Here is a 16131-nt window from a genome sequence, read left to right as displayed (position 1 = left end):
AATTAACATTCATGCTAATAAAAGGCATGACACCGATTCTGAAATCCTTTGCCGCGCTGTCGGACGAAACCCGCCTGATGATCGTGGATCAGCTGATTACTGAGGGCGAACTGCCCGCCGGTGATCTGGCACCCGGCGCAGGCATTTCGGCGCCAGCGGTCTCGCGCCATCTGAAGGTCTTGCGCGAGGCCGGGCTGGTCACTCAGCGCGCTGAGGGCACCAAACGGCTGTACTCCGCCTGCCCGGAAGGGCTGCGGATGATTGCTGAGTGGACCCAGTCACGCCGTGCCTTCTGGGAAGGAAGCCTGGACAGGCTGGAAGCAGCCCTGATGGAGGACGAGGCATGAGTGATCTGCAACTGAAGCGGACATTCCCGGTCAGCCCGGAGAAACTCTTTGCCTGGGTGACCACGCCGAACAAGCTGCTGCAATGGTGGGGACCGGAAGGGGTTACCATTCCGGAACATGACCTGAACCTGAGCCGCACCGGCCCCTGGTACTCGGTCATGCAGAACAGTGACGGCCAGCGGTTTCATGTCTCCGGACAGGTGACCCATGTGGATGCGCCGAAATCCGTTGGCTTCACCTGGGCCTGGCACGGCGACGACGGCAGCCGCGGCGATGAGAGCCATGTAACCCTGACCGTCGCAGCAGCCGGGGACGGCGCCATGCTGGTGGTCGACCACCGGGATCTGGGCGATGACGGCATTGCCGCCCGCCACGAAGAGGGCTGGACCTCCACCCTGCGCAAACTAGAGGCACAGCTGACCGCAGAAGACTGAACCATCAACGAAACCAAGGGAGTAGACCAATGCCACAGTTCGTTTTTGCCTATCACGGCGGCAAGACCCCGGAGAGTGAGGAAGAAGGCGCGAGGGTCATGCAGGCCTGGAAAGACTGGATGGGAGGTATGGGCGATGCCCTGAAGGTGCCGGGTGCACCGGTTGGGATGTCCAAGACCGTCAGCGCCGGCGGGGTGGTCGACAATGGCGGCGCCAATCCGCTGTCAGGCTATTCGGTGGTAGAAGCTGCGGATCAGGATGCCGCCTGTCAGATGGCCAAGGGTTGCCCGATGGTGGCAGACGGCAGCGGCTCGGTAGAAGTCGCTGAAATTATCGACATGGAAATGTAAGAAAATGCCCCGGCCCTGAACCGGGGCATTTGATTTCAGAACAGCAGTTCGGCAGCGGGGCGGATGGATCCACATTCCAGCCCGCGGCGGCTGTAGAGCATCTTGTTCATGTACTTACTGGTTTCCGGGTGATCAGCATCCAGCACGCCGAGGCTGACCATCAGCGCCGCAATCGCGCATTCGCTGGCGCGGGTGCTGCCATCGGAGATCTTCAGCGCAACGCCCAGCTTCTGCTCCGGCAGGATGGCGATGAACACCGCCTCGGCGCCGGTCTTGATCGCCACCTTGCCGCCCATGGCGCGCATCAGGTTGGTGCAGCAGCGGGTTTCGCCTGCCACTAGTTCCGGATGGGCAGTCATGGCGGCAACCAGCTGCTGCGCGGCCTCAGACGCGCGGTCGGAACGGTCTGCGGCGCTGGCGAACCAGGCCATCGAACGCGCCAGCCCGGTGACAGTGGTGGCAAAGTTCGGCGCTGAGCAGCCGTCGATGCCATAGCCCGGGCTGTCCTGGCCGGTGGTTTCCTCAAACGCCGCAAGGCAGGCCTGCTGCACCGGGTGGTCCACCTCGATGTATTCGGCGCTGCCGCCAAGGTACTGATTAAGGGTCAGAAAGCCTGCGTGCTTGCCGGAGCAGTTGTTGTGCACCTGGCAGGGGCTGCTGTCGGTCTTGACCAGCTCATTGCGGGCGGGGATATCGTCTGGCAGCTGCGGGCCGCAGCGGAAGTCGTCATCGCCCATGCCCAGCTGCCCCAGCCAGGCATTGACCCGGTCCGTGTGAATGTGCGCGCCGTTGTGCGACGCACAGGCCAGCGCCAGTTGTTCCGGGTTCAGACCATAACGCGCGGCAGCGCCGGAGGTGATCAGCGGCAGCGCCTGGATCATCTTGGCGGAGCTGCGCGGATAGATCACTGCGTCCGGATCGCCCCAGCTGCGCACCACCTGACCGCTGTCGTCACAGATGACGGCATGGCCCAGGTGCAGGCTTTCCAGCAACGGGCCGCGCCAGACTTCGGCCATGGGCACTGGATTCGGCATGATGTCTCCCCTCATATTTTCTGGGCGAAATCCTGCCAAAACGCACTTTCGCCCGTGGTGCTAGTTACGTTAGTGTGCTTGTGTAGCGCAAGCGAAGGGATCGGGACCAGACAGCGGTTGAACGCTGCGGGCCCTTTGCTTGATTTGAGGTATGAAAGAACAGTCTTGGAGTCGGGACAAATGGCATTGAAACTCGCCCGCGTGGCTGCGGGCCTGTGTCTGGCAGCATTGGCAACCACCGCAACTGCACAGGAAACGTCGAACAACCGGGTTGCGGCCAAGGTCGATTGGAGCGTTTTCGAGGGCAACGATCCGAACGAATGCTGGGGGGTTTCCGCACCGAAGGAGACCGTGAACACCCGCGACGGCCGTGTCGTGGCGGTGCGCCGCAGCGAGATCCAGCTGTTTGTCACCTTCCGCAGCAGCGATGCGCCGAAGGGCGAGGTGAGCTTTACCGGCGGGTATCCGTTTGCGCCGGGATCGACCGTGAACCTGGCGATTGGCGAGTCCGAGTTTGAGCTGTTCACGGAGGGCGAATGGGCCTGGCCGGCAACGCCGGCGGATGATGCCAAGATCGTCACCGCCATGAAGCGCGGCGCCGATGCGGTGCTGACCGCGCGTTCAGCCCGCGGCACCCAGACCAAGGACACCTTCTCGCTGCTGGGATTCACCGCAGCGATCGAAGATGCGGAAAAGCGCTGCAGCAAGTGATTTTCTGAAAGATCCGAACACACCAGACCCCGGCCCCGCGCCGGGGTTTTCTTGTTTGAAAGCCCCGGGAGGCGTAGCATTGAGGCAGGAGGTGCCTGCCATGCTGTACTCTGCGTTTCTTCCGCTCCCTATCCTTGCGGCCACGCTGCTTGCCTTGCCCGCCCATGCCAATCCGGCGCTGGAATGCGGCACGGGCAGCCAGGAGGAGGTTGGCTCCTGCGTGGCAGATGACGAAGAAGGAGTGGAAGCGGCGCTGTTCAACGCTCTGGAAGCTGCCATGATTGCAGCCGCGGAACGGGACAACAACACTGGCGGGACAGACACCGAAGCCGCGCTCATGGCGAGCCAGACGGCTTGGGAAACATTTCGCGCCGCACATTGCAGCTATATCGGAACTGCGCATCCGGTTCCGGAAGACGCTGGAATTGCCACCCGGGCCTGCTGGACAACCTTGGGACGGGCGCGGGTCGGCGAACTGGTGCGGCTGAGCCAGTGACCGCCCGGAAACTGATGTGAAACCCGATTTCCGCCGATTCCTTTTGATCTCCGCGCGAAATCCTATATAGAGCCGCATCCGCCCACCATCACCCGAGGCTTTTGCCATGACCGCCAGCGCGCCGATCACCCAGGACGTTATGACCCTGCCCCGCAAGGAGCCCGAGGGCGGCAAGATCAATCTTGTCGGCCTGACCCGCGAGCGCATGCGTGAGGTTCTGATTGAACACGGTACGCCGGAAAAGCAGGCCAAGATGCGGGTCGGCCAGATCTGGCAGTGGATCTACCAATGGGGCAAGCGCGACTTTGCCGACATGACCAACCTGGCCAAGGCCTACCGCGCGCAGCTGGCGGAAACCTTTGAGATCCGCATTCCGGAAGTGGTGAGCAAGCAGGTGTCGACCGACGGTACCCGCAAATACCTAGTGCGGATCAATGGCGGCCATGAGGTCGAGGTGGTCTATATCCCCGAGGATGACCGCGGCACCCTGTGCATCTCCAGCCAGGTGGGCTGCACCCTGACCTGCTCCTTCTGCCACACCGGCACCCAGAAGCTGGTGCGCAACCTGACCCCGGCGGAGATTGTCGGCCAGGTGATGATGGCGCGCGACGATCTGGAGGAATGGCCGGTGCCGGGCGCCCCCAAGGATGAGACGCGGCTGCTGTCGAACATCGTGCTGATGGGCATGGGTGAGCCGCTCTATAATTTCGACAACGTGCGCGACGCGATGAAGATTGCGATGGACCCGGAGGGCATTTCGCTGTCCCGCCGCCGGATCACGCTGTCGACCTCCGGCGTGGTGCCGGAAATTGCCCGAACAGCTGAGGAAATCGGCTGCCTGCTGGCAATTTCCTTCCATGCCACCACCAATGAGACCCGCGATGTGCTGGTGCCGATCAACAAGCGCTGGAACATCGACGAATTGCTGCAGGCGCTGGCGGACTATCCGAAGGCGTCTAACTCTGAGCGGATCACTTTTGAATACGTGATGCTGGACGGGGTGAACGACTCGGACGAGGACGCGCACCGGCTGATCGACCACATCAAGCGCTACAGCATCCCGGCCAAGATCAACCTGATCCCGTTCAACGAATGGCCGGGCAGCCCGTACAAGCGGTCCTCCAACAACCGCATCCGGGCCTTTGCCAATATCATTTATCAGGCGGGCTATGCCTCGCCGATCCGCAAGACCCGCGGCGATGACATCATGGCGGCCTGCGGCCAGCTGAAATCAGCCACCGAGCGCGCCCGCAAGAGCCTCAAGCAGATTGAGGCCGAAGCCGGAATGAAGTGACCCGGCTCCGGCCCCGCTGCGGCAGGGTCCCCGGCTGCCTTAACTGAAGATGAAATCGTCTGACGACAGGCTGCCGGTGTAGCCGGTCAGTTCTATGTCGTGGTTGCCGTAGTAGCTGATCTGGGTATTGCCGTTCTGCTGCGTGATGGTCAGGTCGCTGAAGCTGTTGATCACGGTGCCGGAGAACTCGATCCTGTCATTGCCATTACCGAAGTCAGTGATGATTTCATTTTCCCAATAGTCTGCGTTTTCAAAGACAAAGACGTCCGCATGGGCCCCACCGGTCAGCACGTCGGACCCGTCGCCGCCAACCAGCCTGTCAGCCCCGCCACCGGCTTTTAGGATGTCGTCGCCGCGTCCGCCATAAAGCGTGTCACGGCCCCAGGACGCAAAGAGCCTGTCGCCCTCGTCAGCCTGACCGGAATAGGTGCTCTCGTCGATGCCACCGATCAGAATGTCATGCCCTTTGCCCCCGTAGATCCGATCAGTGCCATAGCTGCCCGTGACGGTATCGTCGCCGTTACCGCCATAGAGTTTGTCATTTCCCTCGCGGCCAAGGACGTTGTCATCACCATCTCCGGCGTAGATTTTGGATCTTTGGCCCGCAGCCAGCATCGTTTCCGAGCGGGCGCTGCCGGCGATCACCACATGCCGGTCATAGCTGTATGACACCTTCCAGCCGCTGGTGCCGCCGGCACTCCCATAGATGTGCTCCAGCGCCTGAACATCAAACGTGCCAAGCTCGGTGACATTGTAGCCGCCATAGGTGTAGGTCATGACGGTGTGTTCCTGGTCATCCAGATGATCCGCCAGGGTCGGATCGCCGTCATGAGGATGCTTCAAGCCAAGCGAATGACCGATTTCGTGCAGCACTGTTTCGTAGCCGTAAGAACCAGGGGCGATATTTCCACCCTCAATCGCCAGTTGCCCCGCACCGGTCGAGTACTGGCTGGCCCAGGCATAATTCGCCCAGCCGGCGGCTGAGCCGCCGTCATAGCCGAAGACATTGATCATCGCAGGACCGTCGATTTCGACAAAACGCACACCCGCTGCCTGTTCGAATTCAGCAAGGGCCTGCCGGAAATAGTCGCGCTGGGTGGTGTTAAAGGACCAGTAGCCGGTTGCTCCATAAGGGTCTTGGGCAACGTCGCCCAAATTGCTGCTACTGGTAAAACTGTATGTCACGACGGATTGGGTGCCCAAATCAGTCTGGCTGTTCCAGCGGTAATAACTGTTTGAAGTATAAGCTAAAAGCGCTGTGTAGTCTGTAACCTCAGCCATCCGGTCTCTCCACTCGTCCACCGCAACAAGTATGTGTTAGCAAATGTGGCCAAGATTGGCCGGCTTATTGACGCAACCGGCACAAACAGTAGCAATTTCCTGCAAATGGCGGGCTTTCGCGCATTCAAGGCACTGCACAAGCAGAAATCCGCCCGCCTGTCCTGCAGCTTCTGTCTGGCAACTGCAGGCTCTGTTGCAAAACCGCTACAGAACTGGCGGCCGCGCCACCTGCCGCATTCTTTCCTTAATCCAGCTCAAATTCCGCCGCTTCGGGCAAACAGTTTCCTAATTACGGACAATCAAATTTTCAGAAGGGAAGGCAGATGGCTCCGATGCAACAAAACAGCGCCGCGATTGACCCCAGTGTTCTGGATTTAATCCGCAGTGAACGCCAAAAAGCGCTTAGCCCGCGGGAATGGAAGTTCCGCCTGCGCGGTTATGGCTTTGCCGTGAAGCGTGTGGGCGGCACTCAGATCCTGACCCGGCTGACGACGGGTGTGGAAATGGGAACGCTGCCACCGGAATTTTCCTGATCCCGGCGGCATCTTCTGGCGGCGGTCAGCGTTCGCGGCCAGGAAGGCTGTCGCGTGGTGGTGCAGGCTCCCAGTTATCAATGATTCCCACCGCTTCTTGTGCGGTGTCGACCACACGGAACAAGTCCAGATCCTGATCGGAGATGGTGCCGGCATCGGCCAGCGCCTCCCAGTTGACGATCTTGTTCCAGAACTCCTTGCCGAACAGCAGGAACGGCACCCGCTCCATACGGCCGGTCTGGATCAGCGTCAGGCTTTCGAACAGCTCATCCAGGGTGCCAAAGCCGCCCGGGAACACGGTGATCGCCCGCGCCCGCATCAGGAAATGCATCTTGCGGATGGCGAAATAGTGGAAGTTGAAGCTGAGATCCGGCGTCACATAGCCGTTGGGCGCCTGCTCATGCGGCAGCACGATTGACAGGCCAACGGAATGACCGCCTGCATCCTTTGCACCGCGGTTTCCCGCTTCCATCACGCCGGGACCGCCTCCGGTCACCACGACATTGTGACGGCCACCGCTCTCCTTTGACTTTTCGGTCATCAGCCGGGCGAACTCACGCGCCTCATCGTAGAAATGCGAGAGATCGGCCAGCGTCTGAGTGCGTGCCTTGTCTTTATACTCTGGATCCGGAATGCGGGCGCCGCCGAACATCACGATGGTGCTTTCGATGCCATGCTCGTTCAGCATCAGCTCCGGCTTCAACAGCTCCAGCTGCAGGCGTACCGGGCGCAGTTCATCCCGGCACAGAAACTCGTCATCCGCAAAGGCCAGCCGGTAGGCAGCTGCCTGCGTCTGCGGCGTGGCGGGCACATGTTCGGCCCGATCCCGGTCTGAATGTGCGTCGCGGAAACGGCTGTGTCGATCTTCGGTCATTGGCAATCCAGGTAAGAAATAACAGGACTTCCTTTGTAACCCTCCTTGGCCGTTAGCGCCAATCAAGAAAGCAGGAAACGCGCCGTTCCGCTTGCGCCCCGCCCCGGCGCGGCTAAGGTTCCGGCCAGGCAGGCAGGGAGGAACGCACATGCACTGGCAGGGTGAAATCGAAGCAGCAGCAGAGCGCATCCGCCCTTACGTGCAGCAAACCCCGGTGATTCAGACCCGCGGGTTCGGGCTGGACTACCCCGTGGAGCTGAAGCTGGAGCACATGCAGCACACCGGCAGTTTCAAGGCCCGCGGCGCCTTCAACACGCTGCTGAGCCAGGAAGTGCCCGACGGCGGCCTGGTTGCAGCATCCGGCGGCAATCACGGGGCGGCCGTTGCCTATGCCGCGCATCAGCTGGGCCACAAGGCGCGGATCTATGTGCCCGAGATGGCAGGCCCCGCCAAGATTTCCCTGATCGAACGCACCGGCGCAGATCTGCAGGTTGTGCCCGGCGCCTATGCCAATGCGCTGGAATTGGCGCAGGCATACGAGCAAGAGACTGGCGCCATGCAGGTCCATGCCTATGACGCGCCTGCCACCGTGGCGGGCCAGGGCACCTGTTTCTCCGAGTGGCAGGCACAGGGGCTGCAAGCCGATACCCTGCTGATTGCAGTGGGCGGCGGCGGGCTGATCGGCGGCGCGCTGGCCTGGTTCTCGGGCACGCGCAAAATCGTCGCGGTGGAACCGGAGACCTCCTGTGCGCTGAACGCAGCGCTGGCAGCCGGGCAGCCGGTGGATGTCGAGGTCTCTGGCGTGGCAGCCAACGCGCTGGGGGCAAAACGCATCGGCAGCATCTGCTTTGAACTGGCCGCGGCGCAGGGTGTCACATCCCTCACCGTGCCGGACAGTGCCATCACGCAGGCCCAGACAGTGCTCTGGCGCGAACGGCGGATCCTGGTGGAGCCCGCGGGCGCCACCGCACTGGCGGCGCTTATGTGCGGCGCTTACCGTCCCGCCGCTGGAGAGCGTGTGGCAGTGCTGATCTGCGGCGGCAACATTGCCCCTGATCCGCTGGGATAATCCTTGCAGCAACTGGCAGGCCGCCCTATCGCAATACCATGTCCGCAACCATTGCTGATACGATCTACCAAGCGTTAAGCGAGCGCATCATAACCGGCAGCCTGCCTGCGGGTGAAAAACTGCGCCAGGACCATATCGCGCGGGAGTTCGCGGCCAGCCATGTGCCGGTGCGCGAGGCACTGTTGCGGCTGGAGGCGCACGGGCTGGCGGTATCCGAACCCCGCCGCGGCACAAGGGTCAGCGCCTTGAACCCCGCCGAGATCCGCGAAGTGATCGAGATGCGGGTCTCGCTTGAAGTGCTGGCCTTGACCCATGCCTTTCCCCGGCTGTCACAAGAAGACATAGTAGCAGCCGACGCCGCCCGCCTGGCCTGCGATGCAGCTGAGGACATGGCCAGCTGGGAAAGGCTGAACCGTGCCTTTCACCAGGTGATTCTAGCGCCCTGCGCCATGCCGCGACTGCTGTCGGCGATCAGCGATCTGCATATCGCCGCCGCCCGGCACCTGTTCGCCAATTGGCAGCATCAGTGGACCCGCCGCGCGGATTCCGATCACGCTGCCATCGTCCAGGCGATGGCGCGGCGTGATGCTGCTGGGGCCTGCGAGATTCTGCGCCGGCACTTGCGCCGGGTGCGCTGACCGGCCGGAACCCGGCAAAACGCCGTCGGGGGCGGCAATTTGGACGCAATCCGGACATGACCTGCAGGCAGTTTGCCGGTATGAAGCTCCGAATCTAACCGATGCCGGAGGAACATCCATGTCCAACGCCCAGCTGGAAGCAGCAATCGAAGCCGCCTGGGAGGCGCGCGACACCATCACCCCCGCCACCACCGGCGAACAGCGTGAAGCTATTGAAGACACTCTGAATGCGCTGGACTCCGGGTCCCTGCGGGTTGCCGAAAAGCTGGAGAACGGCGAATGGCATGTGAACCAGTGGGCCAAGAAGGCCGTGCTGCTGGGCTTCCGCATCAAGGACATGGAAATCCACGAAGGCGGCCCGCAGGCTGGCGGCTGGTGGGACAAGGTTGACAGCAAGTTCAACGGCTGGGGCGAAGCTGACTGGAAATCCGCGGGCTTCCGCGCAGTGCCGAACTGCGTGGTCCGCAAATCCGCCTATGTCGCGCCCGGTGCGGTGCTGATGCCCTCTTTCGTGAACCTAGGCGCATACGTCGACGAGGGCACAATGGTCGACACCTGGGCCACCGTCGGCTCCTGCGCCCAGATCGGCAAGAACGTGCACCTGTCCGGCGGCGTCGGCATCGGCGGCGTGCTGGAGCCGATGCAGGCCGGCCCGACCATCATTGAGGACAACTGCTTCATCGGCGCCCGCTCCGAGGTTGTCGAAGGCTGCATCGTGCGCGAAGGCTCAGTTCTAGGCATGGGCGTGTTCATCGGCAAGTCGACCAAGATCGTCGACCGCGAGACCGGTGAAGTGATGTACGGCGAAGTGCCGCCCTACTCTGTTGTTGTTGCAGGTTCGATGCCGTCAAAGAACAACATCAGCCTCTACTGCGCGGTGATTGTGAAGCGCGTTGATGAGAAGACCCGTTCCAAGACCGGCATCAACGAGCTGCTGCGCGACTGACCTGCACCGCATCGCTGAAGCAACCGAACGCGCCCTGGCCGGGCGCGTTTTTTATTGGGGCTTTGCCCCAAACCCCAGGATGTTTGCAGCCAGATGAAGACTGGATCCCCTATTCTTCTGGCCGCAAGTATCCCGGGGTGAGGCCAACAGGCCGAGGGGCGCCGCCCCTTCTGTGCAAAACCCTTGCCGCCCAATAAACATGGCGCTAATGATATTACATCTATACATAAGAGAGTCAGATGCAGACCATATTTGCCCAGCGCGCCCGCCTGTCTAAGGGATGGGCTGAGAACCTCCGGCTGTCGGTTGAGAACGGCCGGATTTCGTCTCTGGAAACCGGTGCCGCGCCGGAGGCAGGGGATGCCAAAGTGGACGTGCTGCTGCCATCGCTGGGCAATCTGCATTCGCACAGCTTTCAGCGCGCCATGGCCGGGATGACCGAGTACCGCGCAGCCGGGAAGGACAGTTTCTGGACTTGGCGCGAGCTGATGTACCGCTTTATGGACCGCATCACGCCTGAGCAGTACGAGGCCATTGCCGCGCTGGTGTTCATGGAGATGCTGGAGGCCGGGTACGCATCTGTCGGCGAGTTTCACTACGTCCACCACCAACCCGGCGGGGCGCGTTTTGCGTCAGTGACAGAGCTCAGCGAGCGAGTGTTTTCTGCGGCCAGCCAGACCGGTATCGGCCTGACGCACCTGCCGGTGCTCTACACCTATGGCGGTGCCGAAAAACAGGCTCTGAACGGGGGGCAGCAGCGGTTTGGCAACTCGGTTGGCGCGTTTTCCGAACTGGTTGAACGCGCCCGTGATATTGCCGCGCGGGACCTGCCCCAGGACGCCTGCGTCGGCATCGCACCGCATTCGCTGCGCGCCACATGCCCGGAAGATCTGGCCGAGGTGCTGCAGATCCAGAACGGGCTGCCGGTGCATATCCACATTTCGGAGCAGCCCAAGGAAGTGGCCGACATCAGCGCCTGGCTGGGCGCGCGGCCTGTTGAGTGGCTGCTGGACAACGCAGCTGTTGATGGCAAGTGGTGCCTGATCCACGCCACCCATATGACCAGCACCGAGACAATCGGAATGGCACGATCCGGTGCCGTTGCGGGCCTCTGCCCGATCACCGAGGCCAATCTGGGCGACGGCCCGTTCAACGGCGTGGAATACCTGGCGCATGAGGGAGCGTTCGGCGTTGGATCAGACTCTAACGTGCGGATATCGCTGCCGGAGGAGCTGCGCACTCTGGAGTATTCCCAGCGCCTGCGAGACCTGGCGCGCAATGTTCTAGTGCCGGGAGAGGGCTCCGTAGGAGAGACGTTGTATTTGGGCGCGGCGAGCGGCGGGGCAAAGGCCCTGGGCCGCGATGCAGGGCGGATCGAGGAAGGCGCGCTGGCTGATCTGGTGGCAATAGACGGCGGCGTGCCGGCTCTTTGCGCACTGAAACCAGAACAAATGCTGGACGGTCTCTGCTTTGCGGCAGGTGACGACACTGTCACGGATGTCTGGAGCGCCGGCCGCCATGTGGTTCAGCAAGGCCGCCATATCGCCCGGGACAGCGTGGTTGCAGGCTACAAGACAGCAATCAAGGAACTGCTGAACAGTCTCTAAACTGGCAATATCCGCACTTGGACGACGGTGCCGCCGCCGGTGACCACCGCGGCGCCGAAGCCTTGTGTAACAACCCCTTCGCCGGGGCCAAGCCGGCCTGTGCCTGCCGCCTCCAGGCCGCCTGAAACCACAAATAGCACGCGCAGACCTTGGGCCTCCGGCACCGGACCGTCAGCGAGAATACTGGGCTTTGCCGTCACCAGTACCGGATCATATATCACATTGAAGGCCTTGCAGGGCCCATCGCGCAACTGGCAGTCCAGCGTTGCTTCGCCATCAAAGCACAGCGGATCAAGCGGCCGGGCCTCCAGCCGCGTGGTTTCATTCGACAGAGTGTGCCCGGCCCCTTCGACGATGCAATGGATACGGGCGAGGCCCGGGAATGCGGAAAACGGGCCGTTCCGGGTGATGTCCGCCAAGCTCAGACGCCACGCCAGCTTTCCATCTACAGCATGAGACGCCAGTTCCCGGGTCACGCCGCCGCCGTTCTTCCACGGAACCGGCTGGGCAGTCAGAGCAGAGAAGCGCATTTCAGGATCCTTGCAGAGAGTTTTTCAGCACAGCCATAAATCTGGGATGCCTGGAACCGCAAGGTTTCCGTTTCCCGCTCACCCGGCCTGCGCCGCCCGCGCAATTTGATTGACCATCCCCCTGCCCCGGCGCTATGGCGGCGCCATGGAAAAGAAGAAACCCTCCCGCCAGCAAGTCTATACCCTGCTTGTCCAGATCGGACGCAAGGAGGGGGACGGCCTGCCTGATGGCGCCACCGGTGCTGCGCTGATGATTTATGCGTCTGGCATTGATGAAGCTGAGGCGGTGCGGGAAACCGTGGCGATCCTGAAACAGGCCGATACCGCGCCATTGGACGTGACCGGATATGGCACCTTGGAAGAGCGCGAGGCCGAAGGTAATGAAATCGGTGACGAAGAACGTGATCTGATGCAACGGGCACTGGAGGAAAACGCGGTGATTGTCGCTCAGATGACCCCGTTCTTCGACGGCGAAGAGCCGGTTTTCCACTAGCAGAAGACGTCAGTTCTGACTGCCGAACCATTTGCGGTAGAGGGCGTCATAGCTGCCGTCCTCCTGCATCGTCAGAAGCACCTGATTCACATCCTCTACCAGCGGCGATCCGGCCGGGAAGACCAGCCCGTAATTTTCCCGCAGGAACGGCTGGCCGATAGTCTGCCCGTATTTGTGCCCGCCCTGCTGCTCGTAGAACTTCAGCACCGGCGCATCAAAGACCACCGCCTTGATCTCAGACGCCTCAAACGCGGCGAGCATCTCTTCCAGGCCTGCAAAGGCGGCATAGTCGATCTCGCGCCGGTCGAGGAACCCCGCAGCGGTTGAGCCGCCGATGGTGCCGACAGATCTGCCGTAGAGGTCATTGACAGAGTTCACTGAACCGCTGATGGCTTCCACTGTCATCACCGCAGTGATCTTGGCAACAAAGATGGAGACGATGAAGAGCGAGGAGATCACCAGCAGAACGCCGAACATGCGCCCGACGGGCGTGCGTGGCACCCTCTCTTCAAACCCGCCATTCACCACCAGATTCAACGCCCACCAGAAAGAGGGAAACCACGCCTCCTTCAGGGGGCGGTCGAAATAGGGCTGGGCGCGGCGTTCAAACGCCCACATCATCATGCCGCCCCCGAACAGCAGCAGAAAGGCGATGCCGATGGCGGCGGCCAGGTCCCAGGACAGCAGCGCCCGCAACAGAGACGGCTCGCGGATATCATCGGCCTGCACCATGATCTGAAGGCCGCTTTCGAAGATCGGATGGCTGAAATCCATCTGGATTTCACGGGAGGCCGTGATCGAGATATTGGCCGCTGCCAGATCCGCCTCGCCGTTGCGGACACCGTCCAGCATCTCTGCAAAACTGCCGGTGCGGTTGATGCGGTACTCCAAATCCAGCCGCTCAGCCAGGATCTTGAACAGTTCCAGCGAAAATCCGGTGTCGCCACCCTCTTCGACCATGGAGAACGGCGGGCGGGTCACGGTGTTGACCGTCAGAACCTGCGCAGAGAGCATTTGCCCCCAAAGCATGAATAGGGCAGCGGTGATCAGGCGGGAGTACAGCACGGAAACGCTCGGTTTGGCCTCTGACAGAGTTTCAACGTCCTTAGGCGGATCACGTTTTTCAAGCAAGCGCTTTGGCAACAGAGGCAGAATTGCCGCCGGAACTGTGTCCGGCAGGCAGCCGAAGCGGCAGTTTTGAGCTGTTTGGCCGCCGCTGCAGGTGAGGTGCTGTCCGTCGAGATCTTGCCAGTTTCAGTGCCTGTGCTGTGAATTGCGCTGCGCCGCGATACGGGCTAGGCCTGTGCCAACCGGAACCTGAGGAGCCAGACGATGCCGCAAACCGATCCCGCCCGCCTGACCGCCGACCTGATCCGCTGCCCGTCGGTCACGCCTGAGGAGGGCGGCGCGCTGGTTCTGCTGGAAAAACTGCTGAGCCAGGCTGGTTTCACCTGTACGCGCGCCGACCGCGGCGAAGTCAGCAACCTGTTTGCCCGCTGGGGCGCCAAAGGCCACACCAAAACCTTTGGCTTCAACGGTCATACCGACGTGGTGCCGCTGGGGGATGAAGCTGCCTGGACCATGCCTCCCTTTGGCGCCGAGGAGAAGGACGGCTTCATGTACGGCCGCGGCGCCACCGACATGAAGTCCGGGGTTGCCGCCTTTGCCGCGGCCGCTGTGGACCTCGTGCAGGACACCCCGCCGGATGGCGCCATCATCCTGACAATCACTGGCGATGAGGAAGGCGATGCCGTCGACGGAACCACCGCGCTTCTGGACTACATGGCAGATGCGGGCGAACAGATGTCGGTCTGCCTTGTGGGCGAGCCTACTTGCCCCAACGAGATGGGCGAGATGATCAAGATCGGCCGCCGGGGGTCGATGACCGCCTGGTTCACGGTCACCGGTGTGCAGGGGCATTCGGCTTACCCGCACCGTGCCAACAATCCGCTGAATGCAATGGCGCGGCTGATGGACCGGCTGGCAAGCCATGAACTGGACCAGGGCACTGAACACTTTGACGCCTCCACCCTGGCCGTCGTCACCATCGACACCGGCAACACCGCCACCAATGTGATCCCTGCGCAGGCGACTTCTGCCGTCAACATCCGCTTCAACGACGCCCATACAGGTGCCGGCCTCTCAGATTGGCTGCAATGCGAGGCGGACAAAGTGGCTGCTGAATTCGGCGTTGATATCGGGATGAAGGTGAAGATCTCAGGAGAGAGCTTCATTACCCCGCCCGGGGCGCTCTCTGATCTGGTTTCAAAAGCGGTCGAAGCAGAAACCGGCCGCAAGCCTGAGCTGTCGACCACCGGCGGCACATCGGATGCACGCTTTGTGAAAAACCACTGCCCCGTGGTGGAATTCGGCCTGGTTGGCAAGACCATGCATCAGGTGGATGAGCGGGTCGAGGTCGCCCAGATCCACCAGCTGAAAGCCATCTATACCCGCATCCTGCAGGACTATTTCGCATGAGCCTGAGCATCTCGGTCACCGAGGATCTAAAGACATGCTTTGCCTTGCGCCACCGTGTGTTTGTCGAGGAGCAAGGTGTGCCGGTGGAGGAGGAGCAGGACGACCTGGACGCCTCTGCCACTCATCTTCTGGCGCAACAGGACAGCATCCCGGTTGGAACGGCACGGATTGTGTTCAATGGGAACACCGCCAAGATCGGCCGGGTCTGCGTGCTGTCCTCTACCCGCGGCACCGGGCTTGGCGCCAAGCTGATTGAGGCTGCAGTGGATACCGCACGGGCACATCCCGGCGTAACCAAGGCCAAGCTTGGCGCGCAGATCCATGCGCTCGGGTTCTATGAAAAGCTTGGCTTCATCGCCTTTGGCCCGGTCTATGACGATGCCGGCATCGACCATCGGGACATGGTGCGCGATTTCACGTGAAACGCACACTGATCATCATGGTCAAGGAACCGCGCCCCGGAAGGGTCAAGACACGTCTGGGCCGCGATATTGGCGTGATCCCTGCGACTTGGTGGTTCCGCCATCAGTCCGCCCGGCTGATCCGGCGGCTGAGCGATCCGCGCTGGCAGATCGTGCTGGCAGTGGCGCCGGACCTGGCAGTGCGCTCCAAGGTCTGGCCTGCTGATTTGCCGCGCTGGCCGCAAGGGCCAGGCGATCTGGGAGCACGCATGAAGCGGATGCTTCAATCCGCGACAGGCCCTATCTGCCTGATCGGCGCAGACATTCCCGGCATTTCCCGCACCCATATCGCCCGCGCCTTTGCAGCCCTTGGCGATCATGACGCGGTATTCGGTCCGGCGGCGGACGGCGGCTATTGGCTGGTGGGTGCCAAGCATCCATCCCGCCTGCCAAAAGACATGTTCAAGGGGGTCCGCTGGTCCAGTGAATATGCTCTGGCCGATACGCTCAACACCCTGCCCGGCTGGCGTACCGCGCTGACCGATACCCTGCAGGATGTCGACACCGCCGCGGATCTGCCGCGGCGCTGACGCTTCGCTTTTCACCATGACGCCG

Annotated in this window: 20 protein-coding genes; 15 read left to right on the top strand and 5 right to left on the bottom strand. The window is 61.9% G+C overall.

The window, feature by feature from the left end; translation table 11 throughout:
- The first annotated feature begins 26 nt into the window (after window positions 1-26).
- Genes N6L27_RS19500 through N6L27_RS19490 form a run of 3 tightly spaced genes read left to right on the top strand, consistent with a single transcriptional unit; the run spans window position 27 to window position 1131 of the window.
- Window positions 27-347, top strand: a complete 321-nt coding sequence (locus tag N6L27_RS19500; RefSeq protein WP_065268574.1) for an ArsR/SmtB family transcription factor — start codon at window positions 27-29, stop codon at window positions 345-347.
- Entirely contained in the window at window positions 344-781 is a 438-nt protein-coding gene (locus N6L27_RS19495) for an SRPBCC family protein (RefSeq protein ID WP_271909057.1), read from the top strand. The genes N6L27_RS19500 and N6L27_RS19495 overlap by 4 nt, the downstream gene beginning before the upstream one ends.
- Before the next feature lie 29 nt (window positions 782-810).
- Window positions 811-1131 carry a YciI family protein gene (locus N6L27_RS19490; protein ID WP_271909056.1) on the top strand — a complete coding sequence of 107 codons (321 nt, stop codon included), beginning with the start codon at window positions 811-813 and terminating at the stop codon, window positions 1129-1131.
- Between the two features lie 35 nt (window positions 1132-1166).
- On the opposite strand, the gene N6L27_RS19485 is transcribed toward N6L27_RS19490, so the two are convergent.
- A complete protein-coding gene (locus tag N6L27_RS19485) occupies window positions 1167-2165 on the bottom strand; it encodes an asparaginase (protein WP_271909055.1) in 999 nt (332 codons plus the stop codon).
- 180 nt (window positions 2166-2345) lie between these two features.
- Here N6L27_RS19485 and N6L27_RS19480 point away from each other — a divergent pair, with 180 nt between their 5' ends.
- The 3 genes from N6L27_RS19480 (at window position 2346) to rlmN (ending at window position 4666) form a co-directional block, all read left to right on the top strand.
- Entirely contained in the window at window positions 2346-2876 is a 531-nt protein-coding gene (locus N6L27_RS19480) for an invasion associated locus B family protein (protein WP_271909054.1), read from the top strand.
- 100 nt (window positions 2877-2976) lie between these two features.
- The gene (locus tag N6L27_RS19475) at window positions 2977-3372 is read left to right on the top strand and encodes a lysozyme inhibitor LprI family protein (RefSeq protein WP_271909052.1); all 396 of its coding nucleotides are present in this window, start codon (window positions 2977-2979) and stop codon (window positions 3370-3372) included.
- 106 nt (window positions 3373-3478) lie between these two features.
- Window positions 3479-4666 carry a 23S rRNA (adenine(2503)-C(2))-methyltransferase RlmN gene (rlmN, locus tag N6L27_RS19470; protein WP_271909051.1) on the top strand — a complete coding sequence of 396 codons (1188 nt, stop codon included), beginning with the start codon at window positions 3479-3481 and terminating at the stop codon, window positions 4664-4666.
- A 39-nt stretch (window positions 4667-4705) separates the two neighbouring features.
- Here the strand turns inward: rlmN and N6L27_RS19465 are convergent, their stop codons facing one another.
- Complete coding sequence (locus N6L27_RS19465) at window positions 4706-5947, bottom strand: reprolysin-like metallopeptidase (protein ID WP_271909050.1); 1242 nt, start codon at window positions 5945-5947, stop codon at window positions 4706-4708.
- Window positions 5948-6279: 332 nt separating this feature from the next.
- Between N6L27_RS19465 and N6L27_RS19460 the strand changes: the two genes are divergently transcribed.
- Entirely contained in the window at window positions 6280-6480 is a 201-nt protein-coding gene (locus N6L27_RS19460; protein ID WP_334312510.1) for a hypothetical protein, read from the top strand.
- A gap of 25 nt (window positions 6481-6505) precedes the next feature.
- Here the strand turns inward: N6L27_RS19460 and N6L27_RS19455 are convergent, their stop codons facing one another.
- Entirely contained in the window at window positions 6506-7354 is an 849-nt protein-coding gene (locus N6L27_RS19455) for a TIGR00730 family Rossman fold protein (protein WP_271909046.1), read from the bottom strand.
- Between the two features lie 148 nt (window positions 7355-7502).
- Here N6L27_RS19455 and N6L27_RS19450 point away from each other — a divergent pair, with 148 nt between their 5' ends.
- The 4 genes from N6L27_RS19450 (at window position 7503) to N6L27_RS19435 (ending at window position 11614) form a co-directional block, all read left to right on the top strand.
- Window positions 7503-8423, top strand: coding sequence for a threonine/serine dehydratase (locus tag N6L27_RS19450; RefSeq protein WP_271909045.1), 921 nt, complete (start codon window positions 7503-7505; stop codon window positions 8421-8423).
- A gap of 38 nt (window positions 8424-8461) precedes the next feature.
- A complete protein-coding gene (locus N6L27_RS19445) occupies window positions 8462-9061 on the top strand; it encodes a GntR family transcriptional regulator (RefSeq protein ID WP_271909044.1) in 600 nt (199 codons plus the stop codon).
- A 118-nt stretch (window positions 9062-9179) separates the two neighbouring features.
- A complete protein-coding gene (dapD, locus tag N6L27_RS19440) occupies window positions 9180-10007 on the top strand; it encodes a 2,3,4,5-tetrahydropyridine-2,6-dicarboxylate N-succinyltransferase (protein ID WP_271909042.1) in 828 nt (275 codons plus the stop codon).
- 239 nt (window positions 10008-10246) lie between these two features.
- Window positions 10247-11614 carry a formimidoylglutamate deiminase gene (locus N6L27_RS19435; protein WP_271909040.1) on the top strand — a complete coding sequence of 456 codons (1368 nt, stop codon included), beginning with the start codon at window positions 10247-10249 and terminating at the stop codon, window positions 11612-11614.
- Here the strand turns inward: N6L27_RS19435 and N6L27_RS19430 are convergent.
- On the bottom strand, window positions 11611-12144 hold the full coding sequence (locus tag N6L27_RS19430; RefSeq protein ID WP_271909039.1) for a HutD/Ves family protein: 534 nt from the start codon (window positions 12142-12144) through the stop codon (window positions 11611-11613). The two genes, N6L27_RS19435 and N6L27_RS19430, sit on opposite strands and share 4 nt — an antisense overlap.
- Before the next feature lie 145 nt (window positions 12145-12289).
- On the opposite strand from N6L27_RS19430, the gene N6L27_RS19425 reads away from it, so the two are divergent.
- Window positions 12290-12637: a hypothetical protein gene (locus N6L27_RS19425; protein WP_271909125.1), complete on the top strand. Its 348-nt coding sequence runs from the start codon at window positions 12290-12292 to the stop codon at window positions 12635-12637.
- A gap of 9 nt (window positions 12638-12646) precedes the next feature.
- Here N6L27_RS19425 and N6L27_RS19420 read toward each other — a convergent pair whose 3' ends face one another.
- Window positions 12647-13651 carry a transporter substrate-binding domain-containing protein gene (locus N6L27_RS19420; protein ID WP_442915804.1) on the bottom strand — a complete coding sequence of 335 codons (1005 nt, stop codon included), beginning with the start codon at window positions 13649-13651 and terminating at the stop codon, window positions 12647-12649.
- A gap of 318 nt (window positions 13652-13969) precedes the next feature.
- Here N6L27_RS19420 and dapE point away from each other — a divergent pair, with 318 nt between their 5' ends.
- Genes dapE through N6L27_RS19405 form a run of 3 tightly spaced genes read left to right on the top strand, consistent with a single transcriptional unit; the run spans window position 13970 to window position 16106 of the window.
- Entirely contained in the window at window positions 13970-15115 is a 1146-nt protein-coding gene (gene dapE, locus N6L27_RS19415; protein ID WP_271909038.1) for a succinyl-diaminopimelate desuccinylase, read from the top strand.
- Window positions 15112-15537, top strand: coding sequence for a GNAT family N-acetyltransferase (locus tag N6L27_RS19410; RefSeq protein ID WP_271909037.1), 426 nt, complete (start codon window positions 15112-15114; stop codon window positions 15535-15537). Before dapE ends, N6L27_RS19410 begins: the two co-directional genes overlap by 4 nt.
- Window positions 15534-16106: a TIGR04282 family arsenosugar biosynthesis glycosyltransferase gene (locus N6L27_RS19405; protein WP_271909036.1), complete on the top strand. Its 573-nt coding sequence runs from the start codon at window positions 15534-15536 to the stop codon at window positions 16104-16106. The genes N6L27_RS19410 and N6L27_RS19405 overlap by 4 nt, the downstream gene beginning before the upstream one ends.
- Window positions 16107-16131 lie beyond the last annotated feature (25 nt).

It is taken from the genome of Leisingera sp. SS27 (assembly GCF_028368855.1).
GTDB lineage: Bacteria > Pseudomonadota > Alphaproteobacteria > Rhodobacterales > Rhodobacteraceae > Leisingera.
Note: the sequence above shows the minus strand (reverse complement) of the source record. Positions and strands in the feature narration are given on the sequence as shown.

Excerpts from the sequence above, each read along its gene's own strand:
- N6L27_RS19500 (WP_065268574.1), top strand. The coding sequence starts at position 27 with ATGACACCGATTCTGAAATCCTTTGCCGCGCTGTCGGACGAAACCCGC.
- N6L27_RS19495 (WP_271909057.1), top strand. The coding sequence starts at position 344 with ATGAGTGATCTGCAACTGAAGCGGACATTCCCGGTCAGCCCGGAGAAA.
- N6L27_RS19490 (WP_271909056.1), top strand. The coding sequence starts at position 811 with ATGCCACAGTTCGTTTTTGCCTATCACGGCGGCAAGACCCCGGAGAGT.
- N6L27_RS19485 (WP_271909055.1), bottom strand. The coding sequence starts at position 2,165 with ATGCCGAATCCAGTGCCCATGGCCGAAGTCTGGCGCGGCCCGTTGCTG.
- N6L27_RS19480 (WP_271909054.1), top strand. The coding sequence starts at position 2,346 with ATGGCATTGAAACTCGCCCGCGTGGCTGCGGGCCTGTGTCTGGCAGCA.
- N6L27_RS19475 (WP_271909052.1), top strand. The coding sequence starts at position 2,977 with ATGCTGTACTCTGCGTTTCTTCCGCTCCCTATCCTTGCGGCCACGCTG.
- rlmN (WP_271909051.1), top strand. The coding sequence starts at position 3,479 with ATGACCGCCAGCGCGCCGATCACCCAGGACGTTATGACCCTGCCCCGC.
- N6L27_RS19465 (WP_271909050.1), bottom strand. The coding sequence starts at position 5,947 with ATGGCTGAGGTTACAGACTACACAGCGCTTTTAGCTTATACTTCAAAC.
- N6L27_RS19460 (WP_334312510.1), top strand. The coding sequence starts at position 6,280 with ATGCAACAAAACAGCGCCGCGATTGACCCCAGTGTTCTGGATTTAATC.
- N6L27_RS19455 (WP_271909046.1), bottom strand. The coding sequence starts at position 7,354 with ATGACCGAAGATCGACACAGCCGTTTCCGCGACGCACATTCAGACCGG.
- N6L27_RS19450 (WP_271909045.1), top strand. The coding sequence starts at position 7,503 with ATGCACTGGCAGGGTGAAATCGAAGCAGCAGCAGAGCGCATCCGCCCT.
- N6L27_RS19445 (WP_271909044.1), top strand. The coding sequence starts at position 8,462 with ATGTCCGCAACCATTGCTGATACGATCTACCAAGCGTTAAGCGAGCGC.
- dapD (WP_271909042.1), top strand. The coding sequence starts at position 9,180 with ATGTCCAACGCCCAGCTGGAAGCAGCAATCGAAGCCGCCTGGGAGGCG.
- N6L27_RS19435 (WP_271909040.1), top strand. The coding sequence starts at position 10,247 with ATGCAGACCATATTTGCCCAGCGCGCCCGCCTGTCTAAGGGATGGGCT.
- N6L27_RS19430 (WP_271909039.1), bottom strand. The coding sequence starts at position 12,144 with ATGCGCTTCTCTGCTCTGACTGCCCAGCCGGTTCCGTGGAAGAACGGC.
- N6L27_RS19425 (WP_271909125.1), top strand. The coding sequence starts at position 12,290 with ATGGAAAAGAAGAAACCCTCCCGCCAGCAAGTCTATACCCTGCTTGTC.
- N6L27_RS19420 (WP_442915804.1), bottom strand. The coding sequence starts at position 13,651 with ATGCTCTCTGCGCAGGTTCTGACGGTCAACACCGTGACCCGCCCGCCG.
- dapE (WP_271909038.1), top strand. The coding sequence starts at position 13,970 with ATGCCGCAAACCGATCCCGCCCGCCTGACCGCCGACCTGATCCGCTGC.
- N6L27_RS19410 (WP_271909037.1), top strand. The coding sequence starts at position 15,112 with ATGAGCCTGAGCATCTCGGTCACCGAGGATCTAAAGACATGCTTTGCC.